The sequence below is a fragment of the Pseudonocardia sp. OZ21 genome, assembly GCF_059359135.1.
On the sequence record NZ_JCADBN010000028.1, the window covers coordinates 27,785 to 52,010 of the forward strand.

Consider the following 24,226-nt stretch of genomic DNA (forward strand, 5'->3'; position numbering starts at 1 on the left):
AGAACCGTGATCAGCTGGCGGCGGCGGCCTTGCGACGGCGGGCGGGGGCCGGGCGGGCCGGCGCCTCCTCCGGCGTGACCAGGCCCGTGATGAACTGACCCGTGTAGCTCGTGGGGTGGGCTGCCAGCTGCTCGGGCGTGCCCTGCGCCACGACCATGCCGCCGCCGGAGCCGCCCTCCGGGCCCATGTCGATGATCCAGTCGGAGGTCTTGATGACGTCCAGGTTGTGCTCGATGACGATCACCGAGTTGCCCTTGTCGACCAGCCCGTTGATCACCAGCAGCAGCTTGCGGATGTCCTCGAAGTGCAGGCCCGTGGTGGGCTCGTCGAGGATGTAGACCGTGCGGCCGTTGGAGCGCTTCTGCAGCTCCGACGCGAGCTTGACCCGCTGCGCCTCGCCGCCGGACAGGGTGGGGGCCGGCTGCCCGAGCCGCACGTAGCCGAGCCCGACGTCGACCAGCGTGCGGAGGTAGCGCGCGATCGAGTTGATCGGCGCGAAGAACTCGGCCGCCTCCTCGATCGGCATGTCGAGCACCTCGGCGACCGTCTTGCCCTTGTAGTGCACCTCGAGCGTCTCGCGGTTGTACCGGGCGCCCTTGCAGACCTCGCAGGGCACATAGACGTCGGGCAGGAAGTTCATCTCGATCTTGATGGTGCCGTCGCCGGAGCACGCCTCGCAGCGGCCGCCCTTGACGTTGAACGAGAACCGCCCGGGCTGGTAGCCGCGCACCTTCGCCTCGGTGGTGGCCGCGAACAGCTTGCGGACCTGGTCCCACACGCCGGTGTAGGTGGCCGGGTTGGACCGCGGGGTGCGCCCGATCGGCGACTGGTCGACCCGCACGAGCTTGTCGAGCTCGTCGAGACCCGTGATGCGGGTGTGGCGGCCCGGCACCTGCCGCGCACCGTTGAGCTTGTTGGCCAGGACCGTGGCGAGGATGTCGTTGATCAGCGTGGACTTGCCCGACCCGGACACCCCGGTGACCGACACGAGGCAGCCGAGCGGAATGTCGACGTCGATGCCGCGCAGGTTGTGCTCGCGCGCGCCGACCACGGTGAGCTGGCGCTTCTTGTTGACGGGGCGCCGGATCTCCGGGACCGGGATCGACCGCCTGCCCGACAGGTAGGCCCCGGTGAGCGAGGTGTCGTGCGACTCCAGCCCCGGCACCGGGCCGCTGTAGACGATGTGGCCGCCGTGCTCACCGGCGCCCGGGCCGATGTCGACCGCCCAGTCGGAGGCGCGGATGGTGTCCTCGTCGTGCTCGACGACGATCAGCGTGTTGCCCAGGTCGCGCAGGCGGACCAGCGTCTGGATCAGGCGCCGGTTGTCGCGCTGGTGGAGGCCGATGGACGGCTCGTCGAGCACGTACAGCACACCCACGAGCCCGGAGCCGATCTGCGTGGCCAGTCGGATGCGCTGGGCCTCCCCGCCGGACAACGAGCCCGCGGCGCGGTCGAGCGACAGGTAGTGCAGCCCCACGTCGAGCAGGAACCCGAGCCGGGCCTGCACCTCCTTGAGGATGCGCCCGGCGATCATGGCCTGCCGGGCGTCGAGCACCATCCCGTCGAGGAACTCCGAGCACTCCGCCACCGACATCGCCGAGACCTCGGCGATGGAGCGCTCGCCCCGGTCGCGATGGGCGAGGGTGACGGCGAGGACCTCGGGCTTGAGCCGCGCGCCGTTGCAGGCGGGACACGGCACGTCGCGCATGTAGCCCTCGTAGCGCTCGCGCTGCGAGTCGGACTCGGTCTGGTCGAGCCGGCGCTCCAGGAACGGGATGACGCCCTCGTAGCTGGCGTAGTACGAGCGCTCGCGGCCGTAGCGGTTGCGGTAGCGGATGTGCACCTGGTCGTCGCTGCCGTGGAGCACGGCCTTCTGCGCCGCGGCGGGGAGCTTGCGCCACGGGGTGTCCATCCGGAACCCGATGGCCTTGGCCAGGCCTTCCAGCAGGCGCCCGAAGTACTCCGCGGACTGCCCGCCCGACCACGGTGCGATCGCGCCGTCGGCGAGACTCGCCTCCTGGTCGGGCACGACGAGCTCCGGGTCGACCTCCTTCTTGATGCCGATGCCGTGGCACTCGGGGCAGGCGCCGTAGGGCGAGTTGAAGGAGAACGTGCGTGGCTCGAGGTCGTCGAGGCTCAGCGGGTGGCCGTTGGGGCAGGCCATCCGCTCGGAGAACCGGCGCTCGCGGTGCGGATCGTCGTCGGGCAGGTCGACGAAGTCGAGCACGACGAGCCCGTCGGCCAGGCGCAGCGCCGTCTCCACCGAGTCGGTGAGCCGCTGCTTGGCCGAATCCTTCACGGCGAGCCGGTCGACCACGACCGAGATGTCGTGCTTCTCCTGCTTCTTGAGCGTGGGCGGGTCGGTGAGCGTGTGGACCGTGCCGTCGACGAGCACGCGCGAGTAGCCCTGCGTCTGCAGCGTGGAGAACAGGTCGACGAACTCGCCCTTGCGGGTGCGCACGACCGGGGCCAGCACCTGGAACCGGCTGCCCTCCTCCATGGCGAGCACCTGGTCGACGATCTGCTGCGGCGTCTGCTTCTCGATGACGTGCCCGCAGACGGGGCAGTGCGGCACCCCGGCGCGGGCGTAGAGCAGGCGCAGGTAGTCGTAGACCTCGGTGATGGTGCCGACCGTGGACCGCGGGTTGCGGTTGGTGGACTTCTGGTCGATCGAGACAGCGGGCGAGAGCCCCTCGATGAAGTCGACGTCGGGCTTGTCCATCTGGCCGAGGAACTGCCGCGCGTAGGCCGACAGCGACTCGACGTACCGCCGCTGCCCCTCTGCGAAGATCGTGTCGAACGCGAGGCTGGACTTGCCCGACCCGGACAGGCCGGTGAAGACGACGAGGCTGTCGCGCGGCAGGTCGAGGTCGACGCCGCGCAGGTTGTGCTCGCGGGCGCCACGCACCACGAGACGTGGAGCGTCGGCGGCGTGCCTCTCGGCAGCGTGCCCGTCTGCGCTGCGGTCAGCCACGGGGGAGCCTCCTGGATCCGGATCGTGGGAGGGTCGACCACGACCCTCGTTCCATGCTAGGCGCGGTCACCGACAGAACCCGTACTACAGCCGGCGGCCCTGCGAGCGGCGGCCCCCGGGAGCCGAACCGCCACCACGAGGATCGCACAGACGTTCGAAGAGGCGGCAGCCGGGTCTGACCGGTCGGTTCGGGGCGCTGCCCGGACTAACCTTGCCCTGTGGGAGATCCCAACGTCTGGTCCACCGCCCATCTTCCCGACGGCGACGGCCGGTCCGCAGGCGTCAACGTCAACGGGTACGAGCTGAGCTGCGAGATACCCCTCGACGCGGAGCCCGAGCCGGCCGGTGCCACCCCGCTGGGGCTGCTCGCCGGATCACTGTCGGCGTGCACGGCGATGTCCGTCCGCACCTTTCTGCAGCTCTGGCGGATCGACCCCGGCCAGGTGACGGTGCACGTCGCGTTCCTGCCCGGCTCGCCGCCGATGATGGACCGGCAGGTCACCGTCGAGGCCGAGGTCGGCCCGGACCTACGCGAGCAGCTGGCCGGTGTGGTCGACCACACCCCCGTCACCGTCCTGCTCCGCGACGCCCTGACCATCCGCACGGTGCTGACGACAGGCGCGCGCTGAGCGCAGCGGACGGCCCGGTCCGGTTCAGGAAAGCCACTTTCAGGCCCTCTCCGGGCAGGAAAGTGGCTTTCCTGACCTCCTAGAACAGGAGGGCGGCGCCCGTCAGCGTCGCCAGGGCCACCACGGACCAGCCGATCAGCGGGACGGCGCGGGTGGGGGCCAGGTGGACGGGCAGCGGTGAGCGGCGCAGGGCGTTGGCCCGGACCCGTCCGACCACGACCGTCGCCACCGCGATGACCACGGCCAACGCGATGGGGGCCGCTGCGGCGCCGGGGCCTGCGTCCGTGAACACACGCACGGACAGCAGCACGCCGTTGGCCAGCACCCCGAGGGACGTGCGGCTCCACGCGAGCTCCGTCCGCTCCGCCTGCAGCCCGGGTGGCGGGCCACCGGCCGGCTCCGTCATCCCTCCACACCCTTGAGGACCACGAGGAACAGGCCCACCAGCGCGAGCAGGACGAGGCCCACGGCGAGCATCCACGGGACGCGCTGCCGCGGCAGGGCCTGGTCGCGGCGCATCGCGCGCTCCACCCGCTGCCAGCGCACCACGCCGTTCGCGGCGCACAGCACGGCGAGTACGACGAGGAGCCCACCGGTGACCGTCCGGATCCCCGGCAACGGGAAGGCGGGGACCAGTTGCACCACCGCGATCCCGACCGCCAGCAAGGACAGCGACGAGCGGATCCAGGCGAGGAAGGTGCGTTCGTTGGCGAGGGTGAACCGGTAGTCCGGCTCGTGTTCCAGGACGCTGTTGTGCTCGGGGACGCTGTCGTCGTCAGCGATGGCGGCCCCCTGACGTCGCGACGGGCTCCTGAAGCGGCGCGCGTACGGCGGCGCGCGCGGTGACCGTGACCGACGGCCAGGCGTTGTTGATGTAGCCCTTCGGGTTCCACACGCTCTCGGCGTGTTCGGGCTGCAGTGCCGCGGTCGTGTCCCAGGCCCTGGCGGTGATCGTCACCTCGCCGGGCGGCAGGTCGACCGTGGCGTGCCAGAACCGCCAGGCCCAGGGGCCGAGGTCCTCCTCGAGCCCGGCCTGCGTCCAGGTGCGGCCCCCGTCCACGGAGACGTCGACGCGGGCGATGCCCCGGTCGTCGCCCGCGAAGGCGTACCCCGTGACCGTGGTCGGGCCGCCGGGCACGACGGCGTGGTCGTCGGGCCGGAGGATGGCGGAGTTCAGGGCGACCGAGGTGAGCGGGAACCCGTCACCGACCTGGGCGCGGTCGAGGTCGGTGTCGGCGGGCAGCAGCCGGTAGGCCGTGGCCTGGAAGAAGTTGTCGGAGGGGCGGTCCTGGGCGGTGATGCGCTGCAGCCACTTCACGCTGCGCGCACCGATGTGCCCGGGCACGACGACCCGCACCGGACCACCGTGGGCCTGCGTGAGCGGCTCGCCGTTCATCTCCCAGACCAGCATCGTCTCGGCCGCGGTGGCCTTGGCGGCGCTGATCGAACCCCCGTACGGCTGCGGCGGCACCGCCTCGTCCGCCACGTCCGGGGCGGCGAACTCGATGTCGGTGGCGTCCGGGCTCAGCCCGCAGTGAGCGAGGACGTCGGCCAGGCTCACCCCGCCCCAGCGGGCGGTCGAGGTGGCTCCCGGACCCCACGGGTGCTGGTGGGGGATGTCGCGGACGGCCATCAGCCCGGCACGCCGGTTGCCGGCGCACTGCAGCGTGGCGACGATCTCCCGGTGGGGGAACCGGTCCTTCAGGTCGGCCAGGGACAGCTCCATCGGCCGGTCGACCATGCCGTCCACCTGCAGGCGCCACTGGTGCGGGTCCATGTCGGGCATGGTGCCGTGGTTGCGGCCGTAGAAGACGCCGACAGGGGTCACGACGTTCTCAGCGAGAGCCGATCGTGTGGGTTCCGCGTTGTAGGGCTCCTGCTCGTGCACCACCATGTCCCGCTCGTTGCGCGTCACGTGCCCACTCCGTCCGTCGAGTCCCGGGCCACCGGCCCCTGCCTGTTCTCCGGGGTCCAGGGTGTGCCCGCCCGGGACGGCCCGGTAGACGACACAGGCCCGGGAACCCATAGGCCGGGGTTATGACCGGGCTGCCACCTCGGGCGTTCGTGGCCGGGCGGAACGGAATGCGCCCGGCATCACACCTCTCCGGGTCCGATCAGGCCACGCCGAGCAGCCGGTGTGCGGTGTCGGGGTCGCGGCGGAACTCCGCGGTCGGCACGCGGTGCACCAGCGCGCCCTTCTCCATCACCGCGATCTCGTCGGCCACGCCGAAGGCCAGGTGCAGGTCCTGCTCCACGAGCACGACGGTCACGCCCTCGGCACGCATCGTGGTGACGACGCCCGCGATCTGGTCGACGATCGCGGGGGCGAGGCCGTCGGACGGCTCGTCCAGGAGCACCAGCCGCGGGTTGGTGAGCAGCGCCCGCGCCACGGCGAGCATCTGCTGCTCCCCGCCGGAGAGCTGCCCGGCGTAGTGGCTGCGGCGCTCGGCGAGCCGGGGCAGCAGGTCGAGCACGGAGTCGACGGTCCAGGTGCCGCCCCGGGACCGCGACGACGACAGTGCGAGGTGCTCGCCCACCGTCACCGTGGCCCAGACCCGGCGGCCCTGCGGCACGAGTGCCACCCCGGCCCGCGCGATCTGGTCCGGGCGCTTCCCGGCGAGCTCCACGTCGTGGAGGCGGACCGACCCCGACGACACCGGGACGAGCCCGGCGAGGGTCATGATCAGCGTGGACTTGCCGACGCCGTTGCGGCCCAGCAGGCCCAGCACGGCGCCCGCGTCCAGATCGAGGTGGAACCCGTGCAGCACGGTGCCGCGGTCGTACCCGGAGACGAGGCCACGGACCTCGAGAAAGCTCATGACAGGAACAGCTCCTCGCGCCGCCCGGTGCCCAGGTAGGCCTCACGCACCGCCTCGCTGGCCCGGACCTCGTCGGGCGTGCCCGACAGCAGCACGCGCCCCAGGTGCAGCACCGTGACCGCGTCGGCCAGCGAGAACACCAGGTCCAGGTCGTGCTCCACGAACAGCACCGTGATCTCCGGCGGCAACCCGCGCAGCAGCTCGACCAGCCGTGCGCTCTCCGCGGGCGACATGCCGGCGGCGGGCTCGTCGAGCAGCAGCAGCGTCGGGCGGCAGGCCAGCGCCAGTGCCACCTCGAGCTGCTTGCGCTCGCCGTGCGACAGCGCCGGGACGGCGACGCCGCCGCGACCGGCCAGGCCGACGTCGGTCAGCAGCTCCTCCGCCCGCGCGGCCACCCGGGGCTGCCGGCGCGGGAACAGCGAGATCGGCCCGTTCTCGTGGCGCGCCGCGGCCAGCGCGACCGTCTCGGCCGCCGTCATCGAGGCGAAGAGGCTGGCGTGCTGCATCGTCTGGCTCATCCCGAGCCGGCACCGCTTCACCTCCGACAGCCCGGTGACGTCCCGGCCCGCCAGCTCGACGCGGCCCGCGTCGGCCCGCATGGTGCCGCTGACCAGCCTGAACAGGGTGGACTTCCCCGCGCCATTGGGTCCGATCAGGGCGTGCCGCGCACCCGGGGCCACCGCGAGTTCGACGCCGTCGACGGCCGCCAGCGCACCGAACGACCGGCTGAGCCCGGCGCACAGCAGCGCGGTCATGACGGGCTCCGGCGGCGCAGCCGAAGGCCGGCCGCCCCGCGTGGCAGCAGGTAGACCACCAGCACGAACACGACGCCGAGCAGGAGCGTGCCGTGACCGCCGAGGCCGGGGCCCAGCGCGTCGCGGATGAGGATCACCAGCGCGGCTCCGAGGCACGCGCCCCAGAGCGAGCCCGCCCCGCCGATGATCACGGCGAGCAGGGCCAGCGACGCGGTGAGGAACCCGAGATCGGCCGGCGTCACCAGGCGCTGCTGGGCCACCAGCAGCGAGCCCGCCACCCCGGCGACGCCGCCGGCGATCACGAAGACGCCGTACTTGTACAGCGCCGTCGGGTAGCCGATCGCGCGCATCCGCGGCTCGTTGTCGCGGATGCCGCGCAGTGCGGCCCCGAACGGTGAGCGCGCCACGAGCCACACCAGCACGAAGCCCAGCACGAACACGGCGAGCACGTACCAGTACACGAAACCTGCGTTCGCCAGCGGCGCTCCCCCGACCCGGACGGCCGGGACGCCGGTGAGCCCGTTGGCGCCGCCGGTGACGCTCTCCCAGGTGTTGGCCACCTGCTGCACGGTCTCCCCGATGGCGAGGGTGAGCATGAGGAAGAAGACCCCGCCGGTCCGCACGGTGATCCATCCGGTCAGCGCGGCCGCGACGGCGCCGACGGCCGCACCCACGAGCAGCGGCACCGGCGCCTCGGCGGTGACGTTGATCGACGCCCAGCCCGCCGCGTACGCGCCGGAGCCGAAGTAGGCGGCATGCCCCAGCGAGGGCAGGCCCGTGACGCCGACGAGCAGGTCCAGGCTCACGGCGAAGAGCGCGAACACCAGGATGCGGGCGAGCGTGGTGGTGGCGAACGGGGCGAGGAACAGCGGGGCGGCCGCGAGCACCACCAGCACGGCGGCGGCCACGAGCCCACTACGGCCGTGCGGCGCCCGCGGGGAGACCGCGGCCTCGCCGCCCGGCACCGCGGGGGCGTCCACGGCCGTCATCGCGTGCTCACCGACGCCGGGCTCCCGAACAGCCCCCGTGGCCGCAGCACGAGCACCAGCGCGAGCGCGCCGAACAGCACGAACGAGGCGAACTGGGGCAGCAGCACCCGGCCCAGCGTGTCGACCTGCCCGATGATCAACGCCCCGACGAGCGCTCCGCGCACGGAGCCCAGCCCACCGATCACGACGACCACCAGCGCGAGGATGAGCACGGTGGCGTCGAGTCCAGGACGCGCCCCGTAGATCGGGCCGCCGAGCACGCCGGCCGTCGCGGCGAGCAACGACCCGACGGCGAACACCGCGGCCTTGACCAGGCGGTTGTCGATTCCGAGGGTGGCGACCATCTCGCGGTCGGCCACGGTGGCCCGCACGAGCGCACCCACCCGCGTCCGCTCCACCACCAGGTACACGGCCAGCGCCAGCACGGCCCCCACGCCGATCAGCACCAGCCGGTACGCCGGGTATGTCGCGCCGAGCACCGACACCGAGCCGTCGAGCGCGGGCGGGGCGGACACCGAGAGCGGGTCGTCGCCGAACGCGATGATCAGCAACTCGGCCACGACGAACGCCACGCCCAGCGTCAGCAGCGCCTGGTCGAGGTGCGAGCGCTTGCGCAGCGGCTCGGTCATGAGCGACAGCAGGGCGCCGGCCGCCAGCCCGCCGACCGCCGCCAGGCCGAGCGCGGCGAGGAACCCGCCCCAGCTGCCGGCGAACGCCGCGCCGAGATAGGCGCCCCCGAGGAACAGGGCCCCGTGTGCGAGGTTCAGGACGTCCATCATCCCGAACACGATCGACAGCCCGACGGCCAGGATGAACAGCAGGAACCCGATCGCGAAGCCGTTGAGGACACTGACGAGCATCAGGCCGCCGGCTGACTCTGCGGGCCGAGGTCCTGCACGACGGCGTTGACCAGGGCGCCCCCGTTGTTGTCCACCCGGCGGAGGTAGACGTTCTGCCGCGGGGTCTGGTTCTCGAACGTCCAGGAGCCGCGCGGGCTGTCGTTGATCGCGCCGACCGTGCCCAGTGCGGTGGCCAGGGAGTCGCCGTCGAGCGCGGTGGCCGCGGCGAGCGCCCGGTCGAGCACGTTGGCGGCGTCCCACGTCTGCACGGAGAAGCAGCTGGGCGCCTCGCCGTGCTTCGCCGTGTAGGCCTGGACGAAGGCCGCGTTGGCCGGGTTGTCGAGCTGGTCGGTGTAGTGCAGCGTGGTCTGCACCCCGAGCGCCGCGTCGCCCTGCTGCGGCAGCACGTTGCCCTCGGTGAGGAAGCCGGAGCCGTAGAGCGGGATCGTCGACGCCAGCCCGAACTGCGCGTACTGCTTCACGAAGTTGATCGCCTCGGCGCCGGAGTAGAAGCAGAACGCGGCCCGCGCACCGGAGCTCTGGATGCCGGTGAGGAACGGCTGGTAGTCCGAGGTGGTGCCGAACGGCGTCTTGGCCGACCCGACGACCCGGCCGCCGCCGCTCTCGAACGCCTTCGTGAAGGCGGTGATGACCTCCGTGCCTGCCGCGTAGTCGGGCGCGATGGCGTACACGCCCTCGGCGAACCCGGACTGCGCCAGGTGCGTGCCCATCGCGGCCGCGATCTGGCCGTTGGTGAAGGAGGTGCGCCAGATGTAGGGCGTCCGCGACGTGCTCGTGACGGCCTCGGCGCCCGCGTTCGTGACGATCAACAGCTTCTTGGACTCGGTGAGAAGGTCGCGGACCCCCAGCGCGGTGGCCGAGTTGACCAGGCCGACCACCACGTCGACGCCGTCGTTCTGCAGCACCTTCTGCACGGCGGGCACGCCCGTCTGGGGCGTCTCGCCCTCGTCGGCGATCACCGTCTCGACGGTGTAGTCACCGAACCGCTGCCCGTTGTCGGCCAGCCACAGCTCCCACCCGCGCTGCATGTCGGTGCCGAGAGCGGCGTAGACGCCCGACTGCGGGACGACGAGGCCGACCTTCACCGTGCCGCCGCCCCCACCGGTGGCAGGTGCGCCGGTGGACCCGCCGACGCTGCTTCCGCACGCGGCGACCACCGGCAGGGCCGATGCCGCGCCGAGCAGACCGAGGAACCGTCGCCGATCGAACGTGGGGTGTACCGCCATCTCAGACCGCTCCTCGTCCACCATGCCGCACCCGCGTGAGACGACAGATCGTTGTCGGCAGGTCTTCGCAATGTCAACGATTCGGATGAACCGGGCGCGGCGCCGCGACCCAATCGTGACGGAGCGTCGCCGGGCCGCGGTGTCCACCGGGCCCGCGCGCGATCAGTCCGGCCGCGTTCCCGGCCGCCGCACTAGGCTGACGCCGTGGACGTCATCGACAGCTACTCCGGTCACACCGACCCCGGCGGCGCGGCGATCCGGCGCGATCTCGACGCCCTGAGCATCACCAAGGTCTCGGTCGGACCGATGGACAACAACGCCTACCTCCTCGTGTGCCGGTCCACGAACGAGGCGCTGCTGATCGATGCGGCGAACGAGCCGGACCGGCTGGCCGACCTGGTCGGGGCCACCGACACCCGGCCCGAGCTGCGCCACCTCGTCACCACCCACCGCCACGCCGACCACTGGCAGGCCCTCGGCGCCGTCGCGGGGATGTTCCAGACGCGGCAGATCGCCCACCCGCTCGACGCCCCCGAACTGCCGATCCCGATGGACGACCTCGTGGAGCAGGGCGACACCGTGCAGTTCGGCGACATCGAACTGGAGGTGGTGCACCTGCGCGGACACACTCCCGGATCGATCGCCCTCGTCTACCGCGGCGAGGACCACCCGCACATCTTCACCGGCGACTCCCTCTTCCCCGGGGGCCCCGGCAAGACCGCCGGCCCGGAGGAGTTCGGGTCGCTGCTGGGCGATCTGGAGGAGCGGGTGTTCGGCTCCCTGCCCGACGAGACCTGGGTGTACCCGGGCCACGGCGACGACACCACCCTCGGCAAGGAGCGCCCGTCGCTGCCGGAGTGGCGCGCCCGCGGCTGGTAGGTAGCTGCTCGTCGCTGGACGGGATTGCTGAACGAGCGTCCTCAGGACACCCGGGTCAGGCGCAGGACCGGAATCGGCCGTGTCGTCTTCTGCTGGTACTCGGCGAAATTGGGGCGCTCGGCGGCCACCCGGGCAAAGAACTCGTCGCGCTCCGGCCCGACCACCTCCTCGGCGTGCACCAGGAAGGTCTCGGTACCCGTCTCGACGGTGAGAGTCGGGTTGGCCTTCACGTTGTGGTACCAGTCCGGGTTGGTCGGGGCCCCGGCCTTGGAAGCGATGATCAGCATGCTCCCGCCGTCCTCAGGGAAGCAGGCCAGCGGCGACACCCGCTCGATGCCCGACTTCGCGCCGATGTGATGGATCAGAATCGTCGGGTAGCCGTCGGACTCGGCCACCCGGCCCTCGTTGGCCCGGAACTCGTTGATGATCCGCGTGTTGAAGTCGTCCCATTCGCCGACGTCCACGTTTCTCCTCACAGTTCGCATCAGAAGAGCAGTACCCCGGCCGCCGTGACCACGGCCCCTCCGCCACCAACCAGAACGATCCGGCCCACATTCCGTCCGGAAATGAGCTGGGCGAGCTACGGCGGCCCGGGTTCGACGGCGCTGCGGGCACTGCCGCCCTAGGGTTCGCCTGATGAGCGAGCAGCAGCTTCCGCGAACCGATCTCCGAGCGCTGCTGGAGAGCGTCGAGGCTGCCGCGCCGACCGAGGCCATCGAGGTGGTCACGCACGAGTTGGCGGTGATGGTCGGCGCCCAGGAGGTGAGCTTCCTGATCGCCGACTTCAGCGGCCACGCCGTAGTTCGCTTCGACCGGGCGAAACGGGGCGTCGACGCCGCGGACAGCCGCCTCGTCCGGAGCCGGGAAACCGTCCCGCTGACCGGCACCGTGTACGAACGGGTGCTGCGGACTCAGCAGGTCGACGTTCACGGCATGGGCGACGGGGCGCGGTTGGTCCTCCCGGTGACCGATCGCGGGGATGCGGTCGGCGTGCTCGAGCTGATCCTGCCGCACTATCCGGACGCGCAGGTCGTGGCCGATGTCGCGGCAGCGGCCCACGCGCTCAGCTACGTCGTGATCGCCAATCGCCGCCACACCGACCTGTTCGAGTGGGGCCAGCGGACGACACCGTTCTCCCTGGCCGCGGAGATCCAGCGGCGACTGCTGCCCGGCTCGTTCACCTGTGAGGCCGGACAGTTCACCATCTCGGGGTGGATGGAGCCGGCCAGTGCCGTCGGTGGCGACACGTTCGACTACGCGCTCGGTGAGGATGCCCTCCACGTGTCGATCACGGACGCGGCAGGGCACGACGTCGCGGCAGCCCTGCTCGCGACCCTGCTGGTCGGCAGCCTCCGCAACGGCCGGCGCCGCGGCCTGGACCTCGGCGAGCAGGCACGGAACGCGAACGACGCGCTCGTCGCGCACTCCGCGGTAGGCCAGTTCGTCACCGGTCAGCTGATGCGGATCGACCTCGACACGGCATCAGCGACGATCATCAACGCCGGCCACCCATTCCCGCTGCGACTGCGCGACGGGCGCGTCGAGGAGATCGAGCTGAGCATCGACTTCCCGTTCGGCATCAACTCCGGCAGGTCGTTCCGGGTGCAGCAGTTTCCGATAGCGCCAGGTGACCGCATCGTCTTCGTCACCGACGGCATGCTGGAACGGAACGCGGCCGAACTGGACGTCCCCGACACGCTGAGCCGCAGCGGCAACCTCCACCCCCGCGAGGTCGTCCACGCGCTCGGTGACGCCGTCATGCGCGCGACCAGAGGCAAGCTCCGCGACGACGCCACCGTCGTCTGCCTGGACTGGTACGGCGGTCCACCCAGACTCCGGGTCAGTAGAAGCGGCGCGAGCGAGCGCCGCGCCTCGACATGAGAACTCGATGCGAACCGTCCCGTGTCACGCAGCCCGGCAGGTAAGGTCCACAACTGCAGTCACACGCCGCCCGGCAGGCCATGCCTGAGCGCTCGGACCGGTGCACCTCCGCCGGCTCCGGGTCGGGTGAGCCACCGCCGGATCAGGCGGGAGCAGGCACGCGTGACCCCGCCGATGCCGTCAGGCGCAGCCGGACACGCCGATTTCCGCTGATCACGCCACGAGGAGACCGCCATGGATCTGGACCTGCTCGGCAAGGTCGCCGTCGTCACCGGAGCCAGCAAGGGGATCGGCCTCGCGATCGTCCGGTTGCTGGCGGCCGAGGGTGCGAACGTCGTCGCGGGATCCCGGGGCGGCAGCCCTGAGCTGGCCGAGCTCGCCGGCCGGTACCCGGTGCACGCGGTACAGGTGGACCTCACCGAGCCGGCCGGCCCGGCCCGGCTCGTCGACGAGGCGGTGCAGGTCTTCGGCGGGGTGGACATCCTGGTCAACAACGTCGGAGCGGTACGGCCGCGGTCCGACGGCTTCCTCGCCCTCAGCGACGACGACTGGGAGCGGGCGATCACGATCAACTTCCTCTCGGCCGTACGCACCACCCGTGCCGCGCTACCGCACCTGCTCGACCGGGCCCCGTCGACGATCGTCACGATCAGCTCGATCAACGCGTTCCTGCCGGATCCGGGCATCATCGAGTACAGCGCCACCAAGGCCGCGTTGTCCAACTTCTGCAAGGCACTGTCCAAAGAACTCGGGCCCCGCGGCGTCCGGGTGAACACCGTCAGCCCCGGCCCGGTCGAGACCGCGCTGTGGCTCGGTGCCGACGGGGTCGCCGCCACCATCGCCCGCGAGAGCGGCGGCGACCCGGCCGACGTCGCGAAGCACGTGGCCGACCAGACGGTCACGGGCCGGTTCACTCGTCCGGAGGAGGTGGCCGACGTCGTGGTGCTCCTCGCGAGCGGTCGAGCAGGCAACGTGACCGGCACCGACGTGGTCATCGACGGCGGACTGGTCACCACCCTGTGACCGACCGCGTGGACAGCGCCGAGCGGCCCGCCTTCGTCCTGCACGAGCACCAGCGGCCGCAACACCACTTCGACCTGCGCCTCGAGGAGGACGGCGTGCTGCGCTCGTGGGCGGTGCCGAAGGGGCTCCCCGAGGAGCCGGGCGACAAGCGGCTGGCGGTCGCCGTTGCCGACCACGACCTCGACCACCTCACGTACGAGGACGAGGTCAAGTCCATCGCCGACATCGGCTGGTGGGAGGAGCACGACCGCTCGGAGCGCCGCATCCTCCTGACCCTGCACGGCAGGGACGACGACCGCCGCTACGCACTCATCCGCACGTCACAGGGCTGGCTGCTGCACCGCCTCGCGGACCAGTAGCGGGACCGGGCGCTCAGACCTCCACCAGCACCTGGTCCAGCGACTTGCGGACGAGGTCGGGCACCTCGCAGTGCGAGGCCGGACGGCCGACGGGGATCGCCGCGAACGCCTTCTCGTTGCGCGGCCGGTTGAGCACCTCGGACAGGAAGCGCATGGGGCTCGGCGTGTGGGTCAGAGCCGCCAGCCCGGCGAGGTGCAGCGCCGTGAGCAGCATCCCCACGGAGATCCCGACGGATTCGTCGACGTAGTAGTGCTTGTAGGACGTTCCGTCCGAATTCAGGTAATAACGCTGCTGGAACACGACGATCAGGTAGGGCGCATCGGTGATGTGCGGTTTGTGCTCGTCCGTGCCGATCGGTCGCAATGCGCCGAGCCATTCCTCGCCGAGCCGGCCGGCGTAGGACCGTCGCTCCTCCTCCTCGGCCGCCTCCCGGATGCGCCGCCGGACCTCGGGGTCCTTCACCAGAACGTAGGTCCAGGGCTGCTGGTGCGCACCGGAGGGGGCGGTGGCCGCCACCGCGATGGCGTCGCGGACGATCTGCTCCGGTACCGGCTCGGTGGAGAAGCTCCGCACCGTCCGCCGTTCGTCCATGCGTCTGCGCAGGTCCGAGGCGGTGGCCAGGCCGACATCGCTGCGCACCCAGCTCGAACGGGCGCCGCAGCCGGTGGTGGTGAACCTCGCCGGTCCGGGTATCACCCGTGGCGGCGTGCAGTGGGACGACCCTCAGCTGACGCGGCGCTGGTCGGGCCTGCGGGCGCAGCTGCAGGCCGGCCGGGCCAACGATCTCCTCGGTCCGGCGCTCGCCCGCCACGGCGGCCGCACCCGCTACGTGGTCTACAACCCCGGATTCGCCGACACCCGGCCGTACGTCGGGATGAGGCAGCCGTGGCGGGCCGCCGCGGAGCTCGCGGCCGCCGCGATCGCCGCTCCACCGGACCGGGCCGCCGCGGCCATCGGCGCTCTGCTCGACGCGCCGCCGGAGCCCGGCTTCAGCGCGTGGCGGCGTCGGGGACTCGACAACCGCCGCATCGACCCGGCCCTGCGGACGTTCGATGCGGCGGATGCCGACCGGCTCGAACGGCTCACTGTCGACCTGCTGGCCGCAGTCGACCGATCAGCAAGATCGCCTCTCAGTCACCTTTCAGCCGCCCGGTCTACATGCGCGGTTATCGTGGATTCAGGGTCGCGACTGCGGCCATGACTCTCCAGGCTGTCGCGGCGCGGCAACGGTACTGGCGCGGGTGACCGGAGAACAATGAACGCGAGACGGACCGTGCGTGTGGTCATGCGCACCGTGGTGGCGCTGGCTGCGGTCGTCGCGTTCGCCGTGGCAGGCCTTGCCTGGTCGCTGCAGCGGTACCTCGACACCAGCTTCACCAGCACGGCGGCCATTCCCCACGCCGTTCCCACGCCCCAGGGTCAGGCGTACAACGCCCTGCTGGTGGGTCTCGACGCCCGCACCGACTCCGCGGGCAACCCACTGCCCCCCGCGCTGTTCAACGCCCTGCACGTCGGCCCGGACGGTGGCCAGCTGAACACCGACACGATCATCCTGCTGCACGTCCCCGCCGATCCGGGCCGGCCCGCCGAGGCGATCTCTATCCCGCGCGACTCGTACGTCCCGATCGCGGGCGGCCGCGGCACCCACAAGATCAACTCGGCCTACGAGCTCGGGCTGACGAGCGCCGAGAACACGCTCACCGCGCAGGGCATCACCGGCCCCGAGCTCGACCGGCGCGGGCGCGAGGCGGGGCGCGCCACTCTCGTGGCCACGGTCGAGCAGCTCACCGGCGTGCAGATCGACCACTACGCCGAGATCAACTTCGTCGGGTTCGTCGAGCTCACCGAAGCCCTCGGCGGCGTGCCCATCTGCCTGAACGAACCCGTGCACGACTCCTACTCCGGCATCGACCTCCCGGCCGGAGCGCAGACGGTCAACGGGCCGGCCGCTCTCGCGTTCGTCCGCCAGCGCCACGGCCTGCCGGGCGGCGATCTCGACCGCATCGCGCGCCAGCAGGCCTTCGCGGCAGGACTGACGAAGCAGCTGATCTCCACCGGGACGTTCACCAACCCGGTGCGGCTCACCCGGCTCGTCGGCGTCGTCGACCGCAACGTCGTGCTCGACAGCGGCTGGAACATCGAGCAGGCACTCAGCCAGTTCGCGGGCCTCTCGGGCAGCGACCTCCGCTTCCAGACGATCCCCACCGGCCGCACCGACCTGCGCACGCCCTACGACGGCGTCGCGGTCCAGATCGACCAGAGCGCGGTACGCGCCTTCGTGAGGTCCGTGGTGGCCGGCCACGAACCCGGCGCGACCTCCTCGTCGGAGGCAGCTGCGGCGCCGCCCGTGCAGCCTGCCGCGTCGGGGCGCTCGTCGAGGTCCACCGACGACACACCGCGCGTGATCACGGCAGGCGGCGTTCCCTGCGTGAACTGACCGGCGCGTGAGCCGACCGGCCCGGCGTCAGGCGATACCGACGAGGTCCACCACGAAGACCAGCGTGGCGTTGCCGGGGACCGGGCCGCTGCCGCGGGCGCCGTAGCCCAGGTCGGGCGGGATGACGATCACCCGGCGGCCGCCGACCTGCATCCCCTCGATGCCCTGCGCGAAGCCCGGCACCACCCCGTCCAGCGGGAAGGAGACGGGTTGGCCGCCGTCCTTCCACGAACTGTCGAACGGCTTGCCGTCGGAGTAGAGGGTGCCGCTGTACTGGACGTCGACGGTGTCGGTCGGGACGGCCTTCTTGCCGGTGCCGACGACGATGTCCTGGGTCACGAGCTTCGTGGGCGGCTGCCCCGTCCCGGCCTGCGCCTCGCTCTGCGCCGTCAGGTCCGTCGGGTTGCCGGTGAGGGCCGGGACGCCGGGTGCCGGGGCAGGAGCCGGGGCGGCCGCGGCCGCGGTCGGCTGGGCAGCGGCCGGTGGGAGGGGCGGGGCTGCCGGTGCGGCGCCGGAGCCGCAACCGGCCAGGGCCGTCACAGCGACGGTGGCGACGGCGACCCGGAGAAGGGAGCGGTTCATGCGACCAGTCGAGCACGACCGGCCCCGCCCCGATCGAGGGGGTACGCGTCGCGGCGGGGACAGAGCAGGTCAGGTATCCACATCGGGGCCCCCGCAGGCAGACTGATCCACCGTGACGGACAGCTTCCCCCGCAGGCAGGCCCGGACCCGGCGCTTCACACTCGGGTCCCCGCGTGGCATCACGGTCTCCCCCGACGGCGGCCGCGTCGTGTTCCTGCGCAGCCGCGGAGGCACCGACCCGGTGACGTGTCTCTGGACCCTGGACCTGGAGAACGGTGAGGAGCGCCTGGTCGCCGACCCCCACGAGCTGGACAGCGGCACGGAGGACCTGCCGCCGGAGGAGCGGACACGCCGGGAGCGCAGCCGGGAGCAGGCGGGGGGCGTCGTCGGGTACGCCACCGACCGGCCGGTCACGATGGCCGCCTTCACCCTGTCCGGGCAGCTCTACGTCACCGACTTCGCCGCGGGCCTCACCCCGCGGCTGGTGGACACCCCCGGCGGCGTCATCGACCCGAGGCCCGACCCGCACGGACGCCGCGTCGCCTACGTCAGCGGTGGCGGGCTGCACGTCCACGACGTCGCCGCGCGCACCACCACCACCCTCGCCGAGCCCGACGGGGAGCAGGTCACGTACGGCCTGGCCGACTTCGTGGCGGCCGAGGAGATGGGCCGGATGCGCGGCTACTGGTGGTCCCCCGAGGGGGACGCCGTGCTCGTCGCGCGGGTGGACGACTCGCCCGTGCAGCGCTGGCACATCGCCGACCCCGCCAACCCCGACCGCACCCCCGCCGTCGTCGCCTACCCGGCGGCCGGCACCGCCAACGCGCACGTCTCGCTGCGGATCCACACGCTCGACGGCGGGAGCACCCAGGTCGACTGGGACGGTGTCCGCGACGAGTACCTCGTCAACGTCGTGTGGGACGCCCACGGACTCCTGATCGTCGTGCAGCCGCGGGACCAGCGGGCGCTGCGGGTGCTGCGGGTCGACCCGGACACGGGCACCACCTCCCCCGTGCACGAGCAGACCGACCCCGCGTGGGTCGAGATCGTCCCGGGTGTCCCGACGCACACGGCGTCCGGCGCGCTGGTCACCGTGGCGGACGCGGACGGCGCACGCCGGCTCGTCGTCGACGGCGAGCCGGTGACCCCGCCGTCGCTGCAGGTCCGCGACGTGCTGGACGTCGAAGGTGACACCGTGTTCTTCCGCGCCGGTGAGGACCCCACGTCCATCGGGCTGTGGACCTGGGGCCCGGACGGGCTCGCCGCGGTCACGTCGGAGGCCGGGGTGCACTCCGGGCGGCTCGTCGGCGGCACGCTCGTCGTCGCCCGGCAGAGCCTCGACGCCGACGCCACGACCACCACCGTGCACCGAGACGGCGCCGAGTGGACCATCACGTCGTTCGCCGACCCGTCCGGGCTGACGCCGCGGGTCACCCTGCTGGCCGCGGGCGATCGCGGGCTGCGCACGGCGGTGCTGCTGCCGACCGGACACGAGCCGGGCACGCCGCTGCCCGTCCTCATGGACCCCTACGGCGGCCCGCACTCCCAGCGCGTGCTCGCCACCCGTGGCGCGTACCTGACCAGCCAGTGGTTCGCCGACCAGGGCTTCGCGGTGGTCGTCGTCGACGGGCGGGGCACACCGGGGCGGGGGCCGGAGTTCGAACGTGCGGTCAGCGGGGACCTCGCCGCGCCCGTGCTGGACGACCAGGTCGACGCGCTGCACGCCGTCGCGGAGAAGTACCCCGACCTGGACCTCACGCGGGTGGGCATCCGCGGCTGGTCGTTCGGCGGATACCTGGCCGCACTCGCGGTGCTGCGGCGCCCGGACGTCTTCCACGCGGCCGTCGCCGGGGCGCCCGTCACCGACTGGGCGCTCTACGACACGCACTACACCGAGCGCTACCTCGGACATCCGGGGCAGGCACCGGACGCGTACGCGCGGTCGTCGCTCATCGAGGACGCGGCGAAGCTCACCCGGCCGCTGCTGCTGGTGCACGGGCTCGCCGACGACAACGTGGTGGCCGCCCACACCCTGCGGCTCAGCTCGGCACTGCTGGCCGCGGGGCGGCCGCACAGCGTGCTGCCGCTGTCGGGTGTCACGCACATGACGCCGCAGGAGGTCGTGGCGGAGAACCTGCTCCTGCTGCAGGTGCGGTTCCTCAAGGACGCGCTGGGGACCTGACCGCGCCGGGGGCGCTGCTCAGTGCGGATCCGGGGGGATGTGGTCGGCTGCCCCGGTCTCTTCGTGGAGGCCGGCGTACTTGCGGGCCGTCCGCCACTCGAGGATGCCGACGACCAGCGCGACCACGGACCCGAGGGTCGCGGCGCCCACCGCGACCGCCACCGCCATGCGGAAGTCGTTCCCGTTGCCCATCAGCTCCGAGTAGAAGATGCCCGTGAGCGCGGCGGTGCCGATCGCGGCGCCGATGCGCTGCCCGGTCTGCAGCGCGCCCCCCGCCGAGCCCGCGCTGCTGACGGGCACGTAGCGCAACGTCATCGTCGTGTTCGGGGCGACGACCCAGCCGCCGCCGATGCCGGCGACCAGCAACGGGGCCGCCACGGCGAGCCCGGCCGACTCGGCAGGCGCGAGCGCCAGCACCACCCCCGTGACCGCGAGCCCGACCACGACGAGGACCAGGCCCATCACCGTGAGCACGCGCCCGAGCCGGGCGACGAGCCGACCCCCCACCACCGCCGAGGCAGCCGAGCCGATCGCGAACGGGGTGACCGCCAGGCCCGACTCGAGCGGCGTGTAACCGAGACCGGTCTGGAAGTACAGCGCGAACACCAGCCAGATCCCGCTGAAGCCGATGAAGTAGATGGTGCCGAGCGCCACCCCGGACGCGTAGCCGGGCCTGCTCTTGAGCAGCCGGATGTCGAGCAGCGGGTCGCGGTCGTGGCGCAGCACCCGGCGTTCCCACGCGATGAACGCGGCCACCAGCAGCGCGGCCACCGGGAACAGCCACCACAACCGGACGAGCCCACCCGAGTCGGCCTCGACCAGCGGCAGCAGGACGGCGAGCACCGCTCCACCGAGGAGCGCGGTCCCGATCATGTCGACGTGCCCCCGCGGACCGCTCTCGGTGCGCGGGATCAGCCGGGCGGCCAGCAGGAGGGCGACCACCCCGATCGGGACGTTGACGTAGAAGATCCACCGCCAGCCGTCCGCTCCGCCCGCCAGCGCCAGGATCACGCCTCCCACGATCGGGCCGACGGCCGTCGAGATGCCGAGGGTGGCACCGAAGAGACCGAACGCCCTGGCGCGCTCGTCACCCCGGAACAGCTGCTGGATGAGCGCGGAGTTCTGCGGCGCGAGCGCGCCGGCAGCCAGCCCCTGCGCGAGGCGAGCGAGGATGAGCGTCTCGGCTGTCGGTGCGGCCCCGGCGAGCGCGCTGAACAGGACGAACGCAGCGAGCGCGAACAGGAACATGCGCCGGCGGCCCAGCGCGTCCCCCAGGCGCCCGGCCGGCACCAGCGCGAGCCCGAACGTCAGCGCGTACCCCGACACCACCCACTGCACCTGCGCCGGGTCGGTGCCGAGGCCGCGCTGGAGCGAGGGCAGCGCGACCGCCACGATGCTCACGTCGAGCAGGCTCATGAACCCGGCGACGAGCGTCACCCACAGGGCCTGCCATCGCTTCGGGTCGAGCTCGCCGTCATCCTCGCCAGGCCGGCCCGTTGTGGCGTCGGTGCTGGTCATGCCTCCTGTGTACCTCCCGCTCCGGGCTCTGGCACTCTGAACGGTCAACCGAACCGGAGGACTCCCTGTGGCACTGCAGCGACCTGAAGTCGACCCCATCGACGGCCCCGCCCCCGCCGACCTGGTCGTCGAGGACATTCAGACCGGCGACGGCACCGAGGCCGCCCCCGGCACTACCGTCGAGGTGCACTACGTGGGTGTGGCGCACTCCACCGGCGAGGAGTTCGACGCCTCCTGGAACCGCGGCTCGACGCTCCGGTTCCCCCTCGGCACGGGCCGCGTCATCGCAGGCTGGGACCAGGGGGTGGCCGGGATGAAGGTCGGCGGCCGCCGCCGGCTCGTGATCCCGCCGCACCTCGGCTACGGCGACCGGGGCGCGGGCGGCGCCATCAAGCCCGGCGAGACGTTGATCTTCGTGGTCGACCTCGTGGGTGTGAGCTGACCTGCGCCTGCTGCTGATCTCCGACACCCACCTCCCGGTACGGGCGAAGGATCTGCCCGTACCGGTGTGGGACGCCGTCGACGCCGCCGACGTGGTGGTGCACGCGGGCGACTGGGTGTCGGTCGACCTGCTCGACGCGCTCGAAGCGCGGGCGCGGCGGCTCGTCGGCGTCTACGGCAACAACGACGGGCCGCCGCTACGCGCCCGGCTGCCGGAGGTCGCGAAGGTCGAGGTCGGCGGCGTCCGGTTCGCGGTGGTGCACGAGACCGGTGCCGCGGCGGGCCGGGAGCGCCGCTGCGCCGCCGCGTACCCGGACGTCGACGTGCTCGTCTTCGGGCACAGCCACATCCCGTGGGACACCGTCGCCCCCGGTGGTCTGCGGCTGCTGAACCCGGGCTCCCCCACCGACCGCCGCCGGCAGCCCACGTTCACCTGGATCACCGCGGAGGCCGCCGACGGCCGTCTCACCGCCGTGGACCTGCACCACCTCGCACCCGCACGGTCGGGGCCCTGATCGCCCTTCGGCCTGGCCGCGGCGCGGCCCAGGTGGTAGGAGGTGACGATGAGCCGCACGAAGGCCGACGAGATCCGCGACGGTGTGGAGCTCACGAGCCTCGACAAACCGCTGTTCGATGGGGCCGGGGCCACCAAGCGGGACCTGGTGGACTACCTGGACGCCGTGGCCGACCGGATCCTCCGCGAGCTGCGTGACCGGCCGCTGTCGGTGATCCGCGTGCGGCCCGGCCAGGAGCCGTTCATGCAGAAGAACGTGCCGAAGTACACCCCGGACTTCGTGCGGACCACCACGGTGTGGGCGGAGGCGTCGCGGCGCGAGGTGTCCTACGCCCTCTGCAACGACCGCCGGACCCTGCTGTGGTTCGCCAACCAGCGGGCCGTCGAGTACCACCCGACCCTGATGCACGCCGAGGAGACCCACCCGACGTACCTGGTGCTCGACCTCGACCCGCCGGCGGACGACGCGTTCCCGCACGTCGTCGCGGCGGCCCGGCTCGTGCGGCAGGCGCTGGACGACACCGGACTCGCAGGCGTGGTGAAGACCAGCGGCGCGAAAGGGCTGCACGTGTTCGTGCCCCTCGACGAGCGCACCGGGGTCGAGGACGCCGCGGCGGCGACACGGGCGCTCGCCGCACGGGCCGCCCGCCTCGACCCGGACGTCGCCACCACCGCCTACATCAAGGACGACCGCGGCGGCAGGGTCTTCGTCGACTCCACCCGCTCCGGCGGAGCCACCATCGTCGCGGCGTACAGCCCGCGCGTCCGTCCGGGTGCTCCCGTGTCGTTCCCCGTGACGTGGGACGAGCTCGACCACGTCGTACCGGCCGACTTCACCGTCCGCACCGCCGTCGAACTGCTGGGGGACGGCGACCCGTGGCACGAACGGATGCCGCCGCCCCAGCAGCTCCCCGCCGACCTGGTCGAGGAGGGGCACACCATCCCCATCGCCCGCGTGCAGGCCATGCACGAGGGGAAGCGGCGCGCCCGCGCCCGCCGGCAGTAGCGGCAGCCACTGGCGGCGGGCGCGGAAACCGGGCGACTCGCGCGCGGGAACCGGGCGACTCGCGGGGCGGAACCGGGCGACTCGCGGGATGGGGACGGCGCGGCTACTTCGTCGGGGGCTCGTCCTGGCCCGACTCCTCGGCCTTGTCGGCCTCCTTCTTGGTCTTGTGCACGACGCCGTCGGCGTGCTCCGGCGGTCCGTAGACCGTGTAGAGGACCAACGGGTTCGGGCCGGTGTTGACGAAGTTGTGCTTCTTGCCCGCCGGCACGACGACGAGGTCGCCCGCGGCCACCGCCTTCGTCCTGCCACTCACCTTCGCCTCGCCCGTGCCGCTGACGAAGGTGAGGATCTGGTCGGTGTCGTCGTGCACCTCCTCGCCGATCTCCCCACCCGGCGGGATCGTCATGATGACGAGCTGGGTGTGCTCGCCGGTCCACAGGACCCGGCGGAAGTCGGCGCTCTGCTCGGCGACAGTGGCGATCGTGAAGTGCTCCATGCCGTCATGTGCCCAAAATGGCCTTACCGCACTCCTCGAGATACGAGTCCGTGCGAGGATGCGACCATGGTGTTGGAGATCGCCGATTTCGCGGTGCAGCCGGGCACGGAAGATCAGTTCAGCGCGGCCGTGCGCGAGGGCGTGAAGTTCGTGTCCGACACGCCGGGCTTCCGCGAGGCCCGGCTCACCCGCAGCGTGGAGACGCCCACCCGGTTCGTCCTGCTGATCGAGTGGGACAGCATCGAGGCGCACACCGTCGGGTTCCGCCAGTCGGAGAACTACACCCGGTGGCGCACCCTGATCAGCCCGTTCTTCGACGGGGCTCCGCGCGTGGAGCACTTCGACGACGTGCTCTGAGCTGTTTCCTCGACTTCGCCACGGAGGTCTTCGGAGCCGTCGAGCTCTCGCGCGTGCAGACCGCGGACGGCGGGATCGGGCACGCCGAGCTGCGGCTGGGCGACACGTGGTTGCTCGCTTTCGACACCCGGCCGGACTGGCCGCCCCTGCCTGCCCTGATCCGGGGGTGGGTGGACGACGCCGAGGCCACGATGACCACGGCCGAGAGGGCCGGGGCGCGGGTCCACCGGTAGCTCCCCCTTCGTCGCTGAGAGACGGCTGAGGGGGCCCTACCGACCTTCGCATAACGTCAACCTGT

The 24,226-nt window shown here is 72.2% G+C and carries 27 protein-coding genes; 13 read left to right on the forward strand and 14 right to left on the reverse strand.

The window, feature by feature from the left end; all coding sequences use genetic code 11:
- Positions 1–10 precede the first annotated feature (10 nt).
- The gene (gene uvrA / locus AC5L35_RS35710) at positions 11–2,974 is read right to left on the reverse strand and encodes an excinuclease ABC subunit UvrA (protein ID WP_495064182.1); all 2,964 of its coding nucleotides are present in this window, start codon (positions 2,972–2,974) and stop codon (positions 11–13) included.
- A 218-nt stretch (positions 2,975–3,192) separates the two neighbouring features.
- On the opposite strand from uvrA, the gene AC5L35_RS35715 reads away from it, so the two are divergent.
- On the forward strand, positions 3,193–3,603 hold the full coding sequence (locus AC5L35_RS35715; protein ID WP_495064183.1) for an OsmC family protein: 411 nt from the start codon (positions 3,193–3,195) through the stop codon (positions 3,601–3,603).
- A 79-nt stretch (positions 3,604–3,682) separates the two neighbouring features.
- Here the strand turns inward: AC5L35_RS35715 and AC5L35_RS35720 are convergent, their stop codons facing one another.
- The 8 genes from AC5L35_RS35720 to AC5L35_RS35755 all read right to left on the reverse strand — a co-directional run bounded on the left by AC5L35_RS35720 (position 3,683) and on the right by AC5L35_RS35755 (position 10,252).
- On the reverse strand, positions 3,683–4,009 hold the full coding sequence (locus AC5L35_RS35720; protein WP_495064184.1) for a DUF202 domain-containing protein: 327 nt from the start codon (positions 4,007–4,009) through the stop codon (positions 3,683–3,685).
- Positions 4,006–4,386 (reverse strand): YidH family protein, encoded by a 381-nt coding sequence (locus AC5L35_RS35725; RefSeq protein ID WP_495064220.1) that lies wholly within the window; start codon positions 4,384–4,386, stop codon positions 4,006–4,008. The genes AC5L35_RS35720 and AC5L35_RS35725 overlap by 4 nt, the downstream gene beginning before the upstream one ends.
- Entirely contained in the window at positions 4,379–5,518 is a 1,140-nt protein-coding gene (locus AC5L35_RS35730; protein WP_495064185.1) for a sulfite oxidase, read from the reverse strand. The genes AC5L35_RS35725 and AC5L35_RS35730 overlap by 8 nt, the downstream gene beginning before the upstream one ends.
- Positions 5,519–5,717: 199 nt before the next feature.
- Positions 5,718–6,422, reverse strand: coding sequence for an ABC transporter ATP-binding protein (locus AC5L35_RS35735; RefSeq protein ID WP_495064186.1), 705 nt, complete (start codon positions 6,420–6,422; stop codon positions 5,718–5,720).
- Positions 6,419–7,177, reverse strand: coding sequence for an ABC transporter ATP-binding protein (locus tag AC5L35_RS35740; RefSeq protein WP_495064187.1), 759 nt, complete (start codon positions 7,175–7,177; stop codon positions 6,419–6,421). The genes AC5L35_RS35735 and AC5L35_RS35740 overlap by 4 nt, the downstream gene beginning before the upstream one ends.
- Complete coding sequence (locus AC5L35_RS35745) at positions 7,174–8,166, reverse strand: branched-chain amino acid ABC transporter permease (RefSeq protein WP_495064188.1); 993 nt, start codon at positions 8,164–8,166, stop codon at positions 7,174–7,176. The genes AC5L35_RS35740 and AC5L35_RS35745 overlap by 4 nt, the downstream gene beginning before the upstream one ends.
- Complete coding sequence (locus AC5L35_RS35750) at positions 8,163–9,026, reverse strand: branched-chain amino acid ABC transporter permease (protein ID WP_495064189.1); 864 nt, start codon at positions 9,024–9,026, stop codon at positions 8,163–8,165. The genes AC5L35_RS35745 and AC5L35_RS35750 overlap by 4 nt, the downstream gene beginning before the upstream one ends.
- The gene (locus tag AC5L35_RS35755) at positions 9,026–10,252 is read right to left on the reverse strand and encodes an ABC transporter substrate-binding protein (protein WP_495064190.1); all 1,227 of its coding nucleotides are present in this window, start codon (positions 10,250–10,252) and stop codon (positions 9,026–9,028) included. The genes AC5L35_RS35750 and AC5L35_RS35755 overlap by 1 nt, the downstream gene beginning before the upstream one ends.
- A 204-nt stretch (positions 10,253–10,456) precedes the next feature.
- Between AC5L35_RS35755 and AC5L35_RS35760 the strand changes: the two genes are divergently transcribed.
- Positions 10,457–11,131, forward strand: coding sequence for an MBL fold metallo-hydrolase (locus AC5L35_RS35760; RefSeq protein WP_495064191.1), 675 nt, complete (start codon positions 10,457–10,459; stop codon positions 11,129–11,131).
- A 41-nt stretch (positions 11,132–11,172) separates the two neighbouring features.
- Here the strand turns inward: AC5L35_RS35760 and AC5L35_RS35765 are convergent, their stop codons facing one another.
- Positions 11,173–11,595, reverse strand: coding sequence for a nitroreductase/quinone reductase family protein (locus tag AC5L35_RS35765; protein ID WP_495064192.1), 423 nt, complete (start codon positions 11,593–11,595; stop codon positions 11,173–11,175).
- 172 nt (positions 11,596–11,767) lie between these two features.
- On the opposite strand from AC5L35_RS35765, the gene AC5L35_RS35770 reads away from it, so the two are divergent.
- From AC5L35_RS35770 to AC5L35_RS35780, 3 genes are all read left to right on the forward strand, one after another.
- Positions 11,768–13,012: a PP2C family protein-serine/threonine phosphatase gene (locus AC5L35_RS35770; RefSeq protein WP_495064193.1), complete on the forward strand. Its 1,245-nt coding sequence runs from the start codon at positions 11,768–11,770 to the stop codon at positions 13,010–13,012.
- 234 nt (positions 13,013–13,246) lie between these two features.
- Positions 13,247–14,035: an oxidoreductase gene (locus AC5L35_RS35775; protein ID WP_495064194.1), complete on the forward strand. Its 789-nt coding sequence runs from the start codon at positions 13,247–13,249 to the stop codon at positions 14,033–14,035.
- Positions 14,032–14,394, forward strand: a complete 363-nt coding sequence (locus AC5L35_RS35780; protein WP_495064195.1) for a DNA polymerase ligase N-terminal domain-containing protein — start codon at positions 14,032–14,034, stop codon at positions 14,392–14,394. The genes AC5L35_RS35775 and AC5L35_RS35780 overlap by 4 nt, the downstream gene beginning before the upstream one ends.
- Positions 14,395–14,407: 13 nt before the next feature.
- Here AC5L35_RS35780 and AC5L35_RS35785 read toward each other — a convergent pair whose 3' ends face one another.
- The gene (locus tag AC5L35_RS35785) at positions 14,408–15,034 is read right to left on the reverse strand and encodes a nitroreductase family protein (RefSeq protein ID WP_495064196.1); all 627 of its coding nucleotides are present in this window, start codon (positions 15,032–15,034) and stop codon (positions 14,408–14,410) included.
- On the opposite strand from AC5L35_RS35785, the gene AC5L35_RS35790 reads away from it, so the two are divergent.
- Both AC5L35_RS35790 and AC5L35_RS35795 read left to right on the forward strand, forming a co-directional pair.
- The gene (locus AC5L35_RS35790; RefSeq protein WP_495064224.1) at positions 14,985–15,596 is read left to right on the forward strand and encodes a hypothetical protein; all 612 of its coding nucleotides are present in this window, start codon (positions 14,985–14,987) and stop codon (positions 15,594–15,596) included. The two genes, AC5L35_RS35785 and AC5L35_RS35790, sit on opposite strands and share 50 nt — an antisense overlap.
- Before the next feature lie 54 nt (positions 15,597–15,650).
- Positions 15,651–16,832 carry an LCP family protein gene (locus AC5L35_RS35795; protein WP_495064197.1) on the forward strand — a complete coding sequence of 394 codons (1,182 nt, stop codon included), beginning with the start codon at positions 15,651–15,653 and terminating at the stop codon, positions 16,830–16,832.
- Between the two features lie 27 nt (positions 16,833–16,859).
- On the opposite strand, the gene AC5L35_RS35800 is transcribed toward AC5L35_RS35795, so the two are convergent.
- On the reverse strand, positions 16,860–17,414 hold the full coding sequence (locus tag AC5L35_RS35800) for an FKBP-type peptidyl-prolyl cis-trans isomerase (RefSeq protein ID WP_495064198.1): 555 nt from the start codon (positions 17,412–17,414) through the stop codon (positions 16,860–16,862).
- Between the two features lie 112 nt (positions 17,415–17,526).
- Here AC5L35_RS35800 and AC5L35_RS35805 point away from each other — a divergent pair, with 112 nt between their 5' ends.
- Positions 17,527–19,596, forward strand: coding sequence for a S9 family peptidase (locus tag AC5L35_RS35805; protein WP_495064199.1), 2,070 nt, complete (start codon positions 17,527–17,529; stop codon positions 19,594–19,596).
- Positions 19,597–19,614: 18 nt separating this feature from the next.
- On the opposite strand, the gene AC5L35_RS35810 is transcribed toward AC5L35_RS35805, so the two are convergent.
- A complete protein-coding gene (locus tag AC5L35_RS35810) occupies positions 19,615–21,114 on the reverse strand; it encodes an MFS transporter (RefSeq protein ID WP_495064200.1) in 1,500 nt (499 codons plus the stop codon).
- 67 nt (positions 21,115–21,181) lie between these two features.
- On the opposite strand from AC5L35_RS35810, the gene AC5L35_RS35815 reads away from it, so the two are divergent.
- The 3 genes from AC5L35_RS35815 to ligD are packed head-to-tail and all read left to right on the forward strand — an operon-like array spanning position 21,182 to position 23,075.
- Positions 21,182–21,556: an FKBP-type peptidyl-prolyl cis-trans isomerase gene (locus AC5L35_RS35815; protein WP_495064201.1), complete on the forward strand. Its 375-nt coding sequence runs from the start codon at positions 21,182–21,184 to the stop codon at positions 21,554–21,556.
- 1 nt (position 21,557) lies between these two features.
- Complete coding sequence (locus AC5L35_RS35820; protein ID WP_495064221.1) at positions 21,558–22,070, forward strand: metallophosphoesterase family protein; 513 nt, start codon at positions 21,558–21,560, stop codon at positions 22,068–22,070.
- A 48-nt stretch (positions 22,071–22,118) separates the two neighbouring features.
- A complete protein-coding gene (gene ligD / locus AC5L35_RS35825) occupies positions 22,119–23,075 on the forward strand; it encodes a non-homologous end-joining DNA ligase (protein ID WP_495064202.1) in 957 nt (318 codons plus the stop codon).
- 103 nt (positions 23,076–23,178) lie between these two features.
- On the opposite strand, the gene AC5L35_RS35830 is transcribed toward ligD, so the two are convergent.
- The gene (locus AC5L35_RS35830; protein WP_495064203.1) at positions 23,179–23,571 is read right to left on the reverse strand and encodes a cupin domain-containing protein; all 393 of its coding nucleotides are present in this window, start codon (positions 23,569–23,571) and stop codon (positions 23,179–23,181) included.
- Positions 23,572–23,637: 66 nt separating this feature from the next.
- On the opposite strand from AC5L35_RS35830, the gene AC5L35_RS35835 reads away from it, so the two are divergent.
- Together AC5L35_RS35835 and AC5L35_RS35840 are read left to right on the forward strand one after the other, a co-directional pair.
- Complete coding sequence (locus AC5L35_RS35835) at positions 23,638–23,928, forward strand: antibiotic biosynthesis monooxygenase family protein (RefSeq protein ID WP_495064204.1); 291 nt, start codon at positions 23,638–23,640, stop codon at positions 23,926–23,928.
- Between the two features lie 53 nt (positions 23,929–23,981).
- Complete coding sequence (locus AC5L35_RS35840; RefSeq protein ID WP_495064205.1) at positions 23,982–24,161, forward strand: hypothetical protein; 180 nt, start codon at positions 23,982–23,984, stop codon at positions 24,159–24,161.
- Positions 24,162–24,226: the final 65 nt, after the last annotated feature.